Here is a 10874-nt window from a genome sequence, read left to right as displayed (position 1 = left end):
ACCGATCCGAGGAGACCACCATGTGCTGGGACTGCGACCACCCCGCCGACCGAGCGGAAGAACACCTGGCCACCCTGCGCCGCTGCATCCACGCGCGAGGCTGGGCAGTGCAAGCGATGGAACGACACCGAGCCCACCCGCCCTGGGCCTACACGGTGGGCCTGCCCCTCCGAGGCCTGCCGGAGCTCGTCGTGACGGGCATGGCGGTCCTGGAAGCGGGCCGCCTGCTGGACGACACGGCCGAACACCTCGTGCACAGCTGCGTCCCTCTGCCCGGCCGCCGGTTCGGTCTGCCGGGAGGCCCGCTGCTGGAGGTGGTGAAGGTGGCGCGGCCGTGGGCGCACCTGCTGGTGTCCGCGCGGCTGTTCGGGGAGGGGATCGAGGCGTTGCAGCTGGTGCACGCGGACGGGGCGGGGCGGTGGCCTTGGGAGCGCGACTACGTGGGGGTGCTGGGTGGGCAGCCGGTGTTGGGGGTGAGGGCTGCGCCGCCGTGAGGGCAGGGCGCGTGAGAGGGGAGGTGATGTCCGGCGGCTCACGGGTGTTGGACGGGGTTCGTGCGAACCATCGCCCTCGCCAGGCTCGGCCGTGGTCCTGCGGGTGCCGAGGCGGCACTCGCCCACGGCCGGACCGCGGCCAGACTCCTCACCCCACCTCGGCTCGCCCCTTCACCCCACCGACCGGCTGATCCGCTCCCCAACCTGCCGGAGGTGCTCCACCAACTCCACAGGCCCATGCACCGTGAATTCACACCCCACCAACATCAGCCGAAACGCGAGGTAATCCACCGTGTCCTCAACGCTGTGCCACACACACGATCCGCCATCAACAGCCACCAACTCACCCGCGAAGTCAGCCAGCCGAACCCGAGCCACCTCCACCGGCAGCCGCAACGTCACGTGAGCCCGACAAGTCGGCCCCGTCTCGTACATCTTCTGCGCAACGTACGAAGCCGCGTCCCCACCAGGCGGCGTCCGGCCTGAGAACCGTCCCCCGGTGGCCACCGCAGACGAGACGCGGTCCAGCCGGAAGATCCGCCAGTCGTCCCGATCCAGGTCGAAAGCGAGGAGGTACCAGCGCCGCCCGAGCGCTACCAACTGAACAGGCTCGACGTGCCGCTGAGACGTCACCTTCGAGTGCGCCACGTACGTGAACCGCACCCGTTCACCACCATGGGCCGCGCCGGCGATCACGGTGAGCTGCACGGGGTCGACCAGTGCGCCGAACGACGCTGCGGACGGTGCGGTGGCCGACGTCAGGGACGACACGCGCCGGGCCAGCCGGGGTGGCAGGACCTGCTGCAGCTTCGCCAAGGCTCGCAGCGAAGCCTCGGCTATGCCCGCCACCGGTTGCCGCGCGGCGGTGCGCAGGCCTACGGCGATGGCGACGGCCTCCTCGTCGTCGAGCAGGAGTGGTGGCATCGCCTTGCCCGCGACCAGCCGGTACCCGCCGAGCACGCCCATCGAGGACTCGACGGGATAGCCGAGGTCGCGCAGCCGGTCGATGTCGCGCCGGACCGTTCGCGTCGTGACGTCGAGGCGGGAGGCCAGTTCGCTGCCGGGCCACTCGCGGGGTGTCTGCAGCAACGACAGCAGGCGCAACAACCGGGCGGCATCACTCACACCAGAAACCTACCCGCGAACTAGGACCGAAGCAGTCCTACATGCGCCATACGGTCTTTCTCAACGACCAGGAGGAGAAGACCGATGAACGTCGTCCCCGAGGGCTACCACACCGTCACGCCGTGGCTGATCACCGCAGGCCGGACCGCAGAGCTGATCGACTTCATCACGGCGGTGTTCGACGCGACCGAACTCGGCCGCGTCGGCGAGTCGCCGAACATCGGGCACGCCGAGGTCCGCATCGGCGACTCGGTCGTGATGCTGTTCGACCACCCCGACTGGCCGGGCACCCCGGCGTTCCTCCGCCTCTACGTCGCCGACGACGCCGGAACACTCGGGCGCGCGGTCGAGCGCGGCAGCAGGGTCGTCACCGAGCCGACCGAGATGTTCTGGGGCGACCGGGTCAGCCGGTTCGCCGACCCGTTCGGCAACCTCTGGTGGCTGCACCAGCGCGTGGCCGAGCCGTCAGCAGAGGAGCTGACCGCCCGGATGCAGGACCCGAAGTTCAAGGAGGCCATGAACTACGTGCAGAGCGCGGACTTCACTCCGCAGAGGTGAGCCAGGCCGAGGTGCTCCGGTGCCGGCCGAGCCCCACGGCGTCGAACTCGTCGTGGGGCTCGCCCTTCTCCACACCGAGCCGCCGCAGCGCGAGCGAGATCGGGCTGACGTCCGGCACCGGGTCGTCCTCCTCCAGCACCAGCGGTCCGAGCACGCTGCGGCCCTGCTCCCTGACCTGCGCCCGATCGGCGTCCAGAACGCCGGAACGCGCGATGACGGCCTGAACGGTGTACACGTCAGTCCGTCACCCGCGAGCGCTCGTCCGCCGTCAGCGTCGGCTCGGGCGACACCTCGCTCCGAGGACCACGCATCGTCGCCCACACGACCTTGGGGCTCATCAGCTTCGCCATCGGCCCGGACAACGTGAACGCGTCGATGAACGCCCGAGTCACCGCCGCCTCCGTTGTGGCCGTGCGCACCAAACGGTCCACGTAACGCTGCAAAACCTTGCCAGCCAACGGCAACGGCTTGCCCACCGCACCCGGATACAGGATGTCCTGGTTGGTGGCCATCGCCCACGCCCCGTCGACCACCTTGCCGATGCCGCGCTGGATCTGGTGCGCACCGTGCCCCGCCCGCAGCCCGGCGTCCAACGCCTGGGCGCTCTGCGCCGCGATCGACATCCCGTGCCCGTAGACGGGGTTGTAGGTCGCCACCGAGTCGCCCAGCGCCAGCAGGCCGGCGGGCCAGGACTTCAAGCGCTCGAAGAACATCCGCCGGTTCGCCGTGCTGTGCGACCCGTACACCGGCGACAGCGGCTCCGCCGAGGCGATCAGGTCGCCCACGACCGGGTTGCGCACCGAACGGGCGAAGTCGACGAACTCGGACTCCTCGGTCGACGGCTCACCGCCCCGCGTGCCCGACAGCGTCACCAGCCACCGGCCGTCCTCGATCGGCAGCAACGTCGCCGTGCAGCCCGGATGCGGATCACGCGGGTTCGCCTGCACGTTGACGATCGGAAAACCGGACGTCGCAGACGGTGGAGCGCGGAAGATTCTTGTGGCGTAAGCAAGTCCGGAGTCGACGCTCTCGGAGTGCACCTCAGGCAGCCCGAAGTCGACCAGCCACGAGGGCAACCGCGAACCCCGCCCGGTCGCGTCGACGACCAGGTTCGCCTCCAGCGAGATCTGCTCGCGCGAGATCCGGTCCTCGACCAGCACTCCCGTCACCGCGTGCCGGTCGCCGAGCAGCGACACCGGTTCGGTGCCGGTCAGCACTGAGATCTTGTTGTCCCGCAACGCCTGGCTGCGCACGACCCAGTCGAGCAGCCCGCGACTGCACGACACGATGAACTGCATCTCGGGGAACCGCGGCACCCAACCCTGAGCGCTCAGCGACACGAGGTCGTTCGGCACCCCGATCCGGTGCGCGCCGGCGGAGAACAACGCGTCCAACGTGCCGGGCAGCAACGACTCGATCGCCCGCGCACCACCGGCCATCAGCAGGTGCGCGTGCCGGGCCTGGGGCACGCCGGACCGCGGCGACGGCCCGTCCGGAAGCTTGTCGCGTTCGACGACGGTGACCTCGTCGAAGTGCTTGACCAGGACGGACGCCGCGAGCATGCCCGCGAGTCCGCCGCCGAGGACAACGGCGTGTGTGGGTGCCATCTAATCCATTCCCCCTACGCGCGCGGCGTCGGCCACGGCGGCGTCGACGATCGGCGAGTGCTGGTACGCGCGCGAGATCCGCACCCACCTGTCGTGCTCGGCGGCGAGGTCGGTGCCGTCGACGATCTCCGAGGCGGGACGGTGCTTCGCGGGCTTCGAACGCCCGGACGACCCCGCGGCGCGCAGCTGCGCGGCCTCCACGACGGCGGCCACCTCGTCCTTGGGCAACGAGGCCTGGTGCGCCAGGGACGTCGCGGCCTCGCCGACGCTGAGGTCGAAGTACGGCGTCAGCGCCCAGCGCCAGTCGTTGAGCTCGATGATCTGGCGCCGCACGCGGTGGTGCGGGTTCAGGAACTTGCCGGGCGCCACCAGCACGATGCCGGGGTTCACGTGCACCAGCGCGCGGTGCAACGGCCGCAGGGCGAAGTACGTCCGCCAGCGCCGGACCCACAGCGACGGCGACGGGCGCCGCGGCCCGAACACCGGCAGCGCCATCGCGATCACGAGCGGGATCATGCTCAGCGACGCCATCAGCGGCGCGGCCAGGCTCAGGACGTCGAAGCTGCGCTCACCGAACCAGTCCATCATCAGCACGAACAGCTTGATGACCGCGAACGCCACCGGAAAGAGTGCGGCGACGCAGTACCAGCGCAGGCCCCGCGCGAGCCACGGCCGGGCTGAGATCGCCTCGTCGCGCGCGCCCTGCCAGCAGTGGTAGGCCTGGCCGCCGCAGCCGATCCCGGTGGCCACGAGGTAGATGAACAGGTACACCGCCACCGTCGGCTGCGTGGCGTAGAACGTGTCGAAGTCGGTCTGGCGCTCTTCGTCGATCTCGGACTTGAAGAACAGCACTGTCGTCACCGCGACGACCGTCGCGTAGCCGACGATGATCAGCCGTACCCGGTGCCAGGCCTCGGCCGCCGGGTACCGCCAGTACAGAACCAGGGCGTAGGCCGATCCGGCGAAGCAGATCACGAGGCCGTAGACGATCAGCACGGCGAAGTTCGGCACGCCGCTGACCCAGTTGATCCAGGTGACGTTCGCGGGCGCGGCGAAGAGCACGGCGAACGATCCGAAGAACACCGTGGCGATCAACGCGACGACCCTCGGGCTGCCCCAGCTCGACCGCAGCGCACGGATCTTGTACGCGAGCAGCAGCAGACCGACGACACCGCACGAGAGGTAGATCAGGTTAAAGATCGCCACGACGCACCCAGCGAGATCTTCCTTCGAGAGATTCCGCCACCCGGCGCACGTGCGCGGGTTCCTCCGTCGCGGCCGTGTCGGCCCACACCCGGTGCTCCGTCAGGCGCTCCAGCAGGTGGTCGGCGAGGTTCTCGGCCTCGCGTTCCTCGTCCTCGGTCAGCGTCGTCCTGCCCGCGATGATCTGCGCCATCCTCGGCAGCAGGTGCGGCGCCAGCTTGCGCATGCCCTCGCTGCGGCCGAGCGCGACGGGCTGGTGCTGGAGCAGCACGTGCGCGAACTCGTGCAGCAGCACGTGCAGGCGGTGGTACCAGGACGGGGAGTCCGCGCAGATCACGAGGTACGTGCCGTTCTCGAGCAACGCGGTCGCACCGCTGAGGCACACCGCGTTCGTGATGGCGGCGAAGCGGACGTCGACGGGACGCTCGAGGCGTTCGCTCATCAGCTCGCAGACCCGGCGGCTCGCGTCGCGGTGCGTGGCGTCGGGTGGCAGGTCGAGGTCGCGGGCGACCTCGTCGACCAGCCTGCGCAGTTTCCTGCGGTTCACCCGTCGCCTCCTCTCGATGTCGTCGGCAGCGGTCCAGACAGAGATCTTCACGCCGTTGTCGTCATCATCAAGTGAGGTCCGGTGACGGACGCCGGCTGTTCAGCGGGAACGACCAGCCCTCGCCGACCTCCAGGGCCTGCCGGAATCCTTCTACCGCAGCGGCTCTGGCCTGCGGCGACAGTTCGCCGGTGCGTTCGGCCAGCCGGGTGACGAACTCGACGACGCCGAGTTCCCGCAGTGCCAGGAAATCCGTGAGCTCCGAGTCGACCCGCGCCGCGAGGTCGTCGTCGAAGAAGTACGCCGGGTCGGCGCCGAAGTGGTCGGCCAGGCCGAGGATGTGCTTGAGCCGCGGGTTGTCGCTCGTCGAGCTGAGCAGCTCGCGGATGTAGCTCGCGGAGATGCTGCCGAACTGGCCGGACGAGCTGATCGCCGCCGCGACCTCCTCCGGTGACCACGGTCCGCGGTCCGGCGGGTGCACGGCCTCGAAGAGCGTCGTCAGCGCGTTCGCCCGCCACCCGGGCTGTTCTCCCGCGTGCAGGTCACCGCGGCCGCCGAGGAACACCGCCGGGTGCACGCCGAGCGCGCCCGCGAGGTCGACGATGGCCTGGCAGGTCGGGTTGTCCTTCACCCCGAGCCGCAGCTGCGAGATGTAGCCGTGCCCGATGTCCCCACCCCGTGCCTTGACCGCGGCGGCAAGCGCTACGTTGGTCACCTTGCCTCGGCCGTCGGGCGGGTTGTTGCACAGCTCGTTGAGGACCTCGGCGAACGGCCTCACGCCACACCTCCGCTGGAGCGACTCCTGGCCGGCGATCATTCCACTGTTGTGGAACCAAGAGAGCATATGGCATCACAGGGGTTGAATCCACCAGTCCGTAGTCCTATGATCACACTCCGCCGCTTGCACTGGTGTGTCGCGTTTGATCCGAACGACGTCACCGCAGTTGAAAGGGGCAGTTCGGGCCGGTCAGAGCTGATGTCTGGGGGGACTCATGGCGACTGCGCGGATGGGACTTCCGGTGAATCACGGTTCTCTGCGGCTGCACGACGAGAGCGCTCCCTCGCGCTGCGGTTCGTGCGCGCAACCGGTTGGTGCGTGGGCCACGGACCGCCTGACGGGCCTGCTGGGCCGCTGGGGCTGGGACGACCAGGCACCCGCCGTTTACCGCCGTGCCCAGCGCCGGTGGGAACAGGTCGCGTTGCTGATGATCGACCTGGACCGCTTCAAGAAGATCAACGACGAGTACGGCCACCCCGCGGGCGATGTCGTGCTGACTGCCGTCGCCGACGTGCTGAAGGCGCACACAGGCTCGTCAGATCTCGTGTGCCGGTACGGCGGCGATGAGTTCCTCGTGCTGCTGCCGCGCACCACGGGCGCTGAGGCTGCGGTTGTCGCCGAACGGATGTTGCGCGGCATCCGCGCGTTGCAGACCGAGATCACCACGAACGACGGCTACCACTTGACGCTGCACGGCCAGACGGCGTCCATCGGTGTCGCCTCCCACGTGCCGGGCAGTGAGGACACGCTCCTCGACCTGGTCCGCGACACCGACGCGGCCCTGCAACGGGCCAAGCGCAACGGCCGGGCCCGCGTCCAGGTGCACGACCCCGGCGCGTTCGCGGCCGAGCGGAAGCCCGACACCTCGGCCCTGCACCACCTGCTCGCGTTGCAGGACCTGATGAGCAGCGAACAGCTGCCGCAGGTCCTGGTCGCGCTCTCCGACGGCGCCAAGGCGATGGAGGAGCTCGTCTCCGTCCTCGGCCCCAAGGTGATCCGGACGCTGGAGCGCTTGCAGGACAACGGTTTCGTGCTGCGCCGCGCGTCGCGCTACGAGCTCACGGCCGCCGCTCGCGAGTGGATCACCGACGTGCTGCCGGCCGTGGCCGCGTGGACCAACCGCCACCACGGGCTCGTCCGCTAGTCACCTCAGCGCAGGGTTGCGAGCCGCTGCTCGACCTCGTCGGCGGTGGCGTGGCCGCGGGCGAGCGCGTACATCTCCGACCCGCGGACGGCGATCAGCGTCGGATACCCGTTCACGCCAAGGCGTGCGGCGAAGTCGAAGTCCTCCTCGGGCGACACGGTCTCGAACGCGGCCACCACCGCGTCGGCGTCGAGACCGAAGTCCTCGGCGATCGTCCGGTAGGTCTGCGGGTCGGACAGGCTCGCGCCGTTGTGGAAGAACGCCTTCTGCATCGCCACGGCCAGCTCGGCCGCTCGGTCCGGCGCGGCCTGGCGCAGCGCGATCAGACCTCGTGCGGCGGCCTCGGAGTCCATGACGAACGAACCCTCGTCGAGCACCTCGTTGAAAGCGTCGCCGAACGTGGCACCGGTCCGCGCGGTCACCTGGACGTTGGCGCCCTTGATGAAGCCGAACTCGCGGATCGGCACGCGGCGCTCACCGGTGAACAGACCGCCGGAGATCACCTCGACGGGCAGGTCGGGATTGCGCTCGATGACCGTCTCCAGGGTGCCGGAGAAGGCGTGCGACCAGCCGCAGTAGGCGTCGAAGACGTAGAGGAGCTTCACGAGCAGTACAAAGTATCTGACTCGTCAGATATTTCGTGGTGTGACTCGGTTCACTTCAGGCGCGGCAGTGCGTCCCTCGCGGCGTGGCTGAGGACCTTGAGGTCCTGCGCGAACTGCTCGCGGTGCTCCTCCGGCAACGGCGCCAGGAAGTGCGTCCTGATGTTCTCGAGGTGCAGGTTCGCCGCCCGGACCAGGGTCTCCGAGCCTTCTGCGGTCAGCGTCACGAGCCGGCCCCGCTTGTCCGTGGGGTGTGCGGTGCGGGTCACCAGCCCCGCGCGTTCCAGCCGGTCGATCACCCGCGTCGCCCCACCCGTGGTGAGCACCTGCTCCTGGCTGATCGCCCGCATCGACAGTCCGGGCTCGCCGGCTCTGCCGAGGATCAGCAGGACCTCGAACTCCAGGTGCGTGAGCCCGCACTCCTCCTCGAGCGCGCGGCCGAGCAGGTACCCCAGCCGGTTGGCCGCGCCCTGCAGCCGCCCGAACGCCAGCATCGTCGCGTTGGTCGCCGCGTCGTGCGGGGTCTTGATGTCCACGGCGCAGCGTAGAGCACCGAACGAGGCCTGCCTTTGCGGACTTCCAAGTCGTAGCGTGAGTCGTGGGGTGATGTCGGGTGGGCAGAGTCGAGAACACGGTGTCCGGGACGGCTTGCGGGAACGTGGTGCAGGCAGGGTCGATCGGAACGCTGAACATCCATTCCGGACCACCTGGAAACCTTGTGCCTCAACAGCTGCCGCCCGCGCCGAGCGTGTTCGTCAGCAGGGTCGACGAGCTGACCGAGCTCGACAGGTGGCACGAGCGCGAAGAGCGCCAGCTGCTCGTCGTGGTCAGCGGGCCCGGCGGGGTGGGCAAGACCTCGCTCGCGTTGAGGTGGCTGCACGACACGCGCGACCGGTTCCCCGACGGCCAGCTCTACGTGGATCTCGGTGCCCACGCGGAGGCCGCGCAGCCCGACGAGGTGCTCGAGTGGTTCCTGGGCGCGCTCGGCGTCGAGGTCGTGCCGCCGGGTCTGCCGCAGCGCCAGGCGTTGTTCCGCTCGCTGACCGCCAACCGCTCGTTCGCGATCCTGCTCGACAACGCCGCCAGCGCCGCCCAGGTCAGGCCGCTGCTGCCCGCCTCACCGCGCTGCGTCGTGGTGGTGACGAGCCGGTGGCGGCTCAGCCCGCTCGGCATGGACGGCGCCCGGTTCATCGAGGTCGACCCGATGGACCTGCGGGACTCGGTCGAGCTGCTGGAACGCGTGGTGGGTGAACCCAGGCTCGCGGAGGAGGCCGACGCCGCACGGGAGCTCGCGCGGTTGTGCGGCGGGATGCCGATCGCGCTCGGGGTGATCGGCGCGCGGCTGTCCCGGCGGCCGCGGCGCACGCTGGCCAGGGAGGTCGACGAGCTCAGGACCGAGAACCGGAGGCTGGCGGGCCTGGACCTCGGCGGGACGTCCTCGGTGAGCGCGGTGCTGGATCTGTCCTATGTGGACCTCCCGCCGCGTCAGGCTCGGCTCTACCGCCTGAGTTCGTGGCATCCCGGCCCCAGTTTCGGTGTCGAGGCCGCGGCGGCGATGCTGGCCGACGACGTCGGTGAGGTCGAGGACGACCTCGACGACCTGGTGGAGAAGAATCTCCTCATCGAGGTCGGCGACGACCGGTTCCGGTTCCACGACCTGCTGCGGCTGCACGCGCGTGCGCAGAACGACGCCGAACGCGAAGACGCGATCCAACGCGCCGTGGAGTTCTACCTCGACAAGGCGGTCGTCGCCGACGCGGCGGCGATTCCCGGTAGACCGCGCGTTGGCCTGCGATTCAAGTCGGCCGACCCGGACGCGTTCGGCTCGCGGGCCGAGGCGCTCGACTGGCTCGACCACGAACGCGACAACCTCGTGCAGGCGTTGCGTGCGGCCGACGTCCACGGCTGGCCGGACCTGGTCTGGCAGCTCGCCGAGGCGATGTACGCGCTGTTCCAGCGACGTCACCACTACTCGGACTGGCTGTTCACCCACGAACGCGGGGTGCGGGCTGCGCAGATGTGCGGTGAACGGACCGCGGAAGCCAGGCTGCGCAACCAACTCGCCGTCGCGCTGCGCAACCTCGGCCGCCTCGACGAGGCGACCGCCCAGGTCCGCACCGTGCTCGAGCTCGCGGGCGATCACGATCTCGGCAGCCGCGCGACCGCCTTGATGCGCCTGGGCCACATCTACCGGTTGAGGGGCGAGTTCGACGTGGCCCTGCGGTACTTCCGCGAGGGCCTCGACGTGGAGACCCGCCACGGGCGCACCCGCGGCATCGCACTGGCCCGGCGCCGCATCGGTGAGGTGCTCATCAACCTCGGCCGCATCGACGAGGCGATCACGGAGCTCGAGGAGTCCGAGGCCCTGCTCGACAACGACGTGGACAAGGCGCGCGCACGAATGTTCCGGTCCCGCGCCGTGCTCCGAGCATCCCGCTTCGACGAGGCCTTGCGGCTCGCCGAGAGCGTGCTCGCCGACGTCCGTGACGCGGGCTCACCACTGCACGTCGCTGATGCGTTCGAGCTGCTGGGCGAGATCGCCGAACGGCAGAGCGACCTCGCACGGGCTCGCGACCACTACCGCTCCGCGCTGGCCTGCTACGGCGAGTCCTTCGACCCGAGCGCCGAGCACGTCCGGGCCAGGCTCGCGGACCTCGACCGGAACGACGACGAGCGAACACCCGACGTACCGCCGCAACAACAGCCCGGCGACCGCGAGCGCGGCCTCGGGTGACGATGCGGGTCCGGCCACCAGCACGTCCGCCAGCGCCCACCACTTCGGTGCCGCCCGTCCGACGTGGACGAGCAGCACCCCGTCG

Annotated in this window: 12 protein-coding genes; 4 read left to right on the top strand and 8 right to left on the bottom strand. The window is 69.9% G+C overall.

Going from position 1 to position 10874, the window contains the following annotated elements; all coding sequences use genetic code 11:
- Window positions 1-20: 20 nt before the first annotated feature.
- The gene (locus ACFOWZ_RS08200) at window positions 21-494 is read left to right on the top strand and encodes a DUF4262 domain-containing protein (protein ID WP_382370772.1); all 474 of its coding nucleotides are present in this window, start codon (window positions 21-23) and stop codon (window positions 492-494) included.
- 171 nt (window positions 495-665) lie between these two features.
- Here the strand turns inward: ACFOWZ_RS08200 and ACFOWZ_RS08195 are convergent, their stop codons facing one another.
- Window positions 666-1619 carry a helix-turn-helix transcriptional regulator gene (locus tag ACFOWZ_RS08195; protein ID WP_382370770.1) on the bottom strand — a complete coding sequence of 318 codons (954 nt, stop codon included), beginning with the start codon at window positions 1617-1619 and terminating at the stop codon, window positions 666-668.
- Window positions 1620-1703: 84 nt separating this feature from the next.
- Between ACFOWZ_RS08195 and ACFOWZ_RS08190 the strand changes: the two genes are divergently transcribed.
- Window positions 1704-2177 carry a VOC family protein gene (locus ACFOWZ_RS08190; RefSeq protein ID WP_382370768.1) on the top strand — a complete coding sequence of 158 codons (474 nt, stop codon included), beginning with the start codon at window positions 1704-1706 and terminating at the stop codon, window positions 2175-2177.
- Here the strand turns inward: ACFOWZ_RS08190 and ACFOWZ_RS08185 are convergent.
- The 5 genes from ACFOWZ_RS08185 to ACFOWZ_RS08165 form a co-directional block, all read right to left on the bottom strand.
- On the bottom strand, window positions 2161-2412 hold the full coding sequence (locus ACFOWZ_RS08185) for a hypothetical protein (RefSeq protein ID WP_382370766.1): 252 nt from the start codon (window positions 2410-2412) through the stop codon (window positions 2161-2163). The two genes, ACFOWZ_RS08190 and ACFOWZ_RS08185, sit on opposite strands and share 17 nt — an antisense overlap.
- A gap of 1 nt (window position 2413) precedes the next feature.
- Window positions 2414-3784: an NAD(P)/FAD-dependent oxidoreductase gene (locus ACFOWZ_RS08180; protein ID WP_382370764.1), complete on the bottom strand. Its 1371-nt coding sequence runs from the start codon at window positions 3782-3784 to the stop codon at window positions 2414-2416.
- Window positions 3785-4990 (bottom strand): MAB_1171c family putative transporter, encoded by a 1206-nt coding sequence (locus tag ACFOWZ_RS08175; protein ID WP_382370762.1) that lies wholly within the window; start codon window positions 4988-4990, stop codon window positions 3785-3787.
- A complete protein-coding gene (locus ACFOWZ_RS08170; RefSeq protein WP_156093802.1) occupies window positions 4977-5534 on the bottom strand; it encodes a hypothetical protein in 558 nt (185 codons plus the stop codon). The genes ACFOWZ_RS08175 and ACFOWZ_RS08170 overlap by 14 nt, the downstream gene beginning before the upstream one ends.
- A 67-nt stretch (window positions 5535-5601) precedes the next feature.
- A complete protein-coding gene (locus ACFOWZ_RS08165) occupies window positions 5602-6309 on the bottom strand; it encodes a hypothetical protein (protein ID WP_382370759.1) in 708 nt (235 codons plus the stop codon).
- A gap of 241 nt (window positions 6310-6550) precedes the next feature.
- Here ACFOWZ_RS08165 and ACFOWZ_RS08160 point away from each other — a divergent pair, with 241 nt between their 5' ends.
- The gene (locus ACFOWZ_RS08160) at window positions 6551-7453 is read left to right on the top strand and encodes a diguanylate cyclase (RefSeq protein ID WP_382370757.1); all 903 of its coding nucleotides are present in this window, start codon (window positions 6551-6553) and stop codon (window positions 7451-7453) included.
- A gap of 5 nt (window positions 7454-7458) precedes the next feature.
- Here ACFOWZ_RS08160 and ACFOWZ_RS08155 read toward each other — a convergent pair whose 3' ends face one another.
- Entirely contained in the window at window positions 7459-8058 is a 600-nt protein-coding gene (locus tag ACFOWZ_RS08155) for a DsbA family protein (protein WP_382370755.1), read from the bottom strand.
- Window positions 8059-8108: 50 nt separating this feature from the next.
- Window positions 8109-8591: a MarR family winged helix-turn-helix transcriptional regulator gene (locus ACFOWZ_RS08150; protein WP_382370753.1), complete on the bottom strand. Its 483-nt coding sequence runs from the start codon at window positions 8589-8591 to the stop codon at window positions 8109-8111.
- A 182-nt stretch (window positions 8592-8773) separates the two neighbouring features.
- Between ACFOWZ_RS08150 and ACFOWZ_RS08145 the strand changes: the two genes are divergently transcribed.
- Window positions 8774-10789 carry an ATP-binding protein gene (locus ACFOWZ_RS08145; RefSeq protein WP_382370751.1) on the top strand — a complete coding sequence of 672 codons (2016 nt, stop codon included), beginning with the start codon at window positions 8774-8776 and terminating at the stop codon, window positions 10787-10789.
- Window positions 10790-10874: the final 85 nt, after the last annotated feature.

This window comes from Lentzea rhizosphaerae (assembly GCF_042649515.1).
GTDB classification, from domain to species: domain Bacteria; phylum Actinomycetota; class Actinomycetes; order Mycobacteriales; family Pseudonocardiaceae; genus Lentzea; species Lentzea aerocolonigenes.
This window is presented reverse-complemented; position numbering and strand designations above follow the sequence as displayed.

Excerpts from the sequence above, each read along its gene's own strand:
- ACFOWZ_RS08200 (WP_382370772.1), top strand. The coding sequence starts at position 21 with ATGTGCTGGGACTGCGACCACCCCGCCGACCGAGCGGAAGAACACCTG.
- ACFOWZ_RS08190 (WP_382370768.1), top strand. The coding sequence starts at position 1,704 with ATGAACGTCGTCCCCGAGGGCTACCACACCGTCACGCCGTGGCTGATC.
- ACFOWZ_RS08180 (WP_382370764.1), bottom strand. The coding sequence starts at position 3,784 with ATGGCACCCACACACGCCGTTGTCCTCGGCGGCGGACTCGCGGGCATG.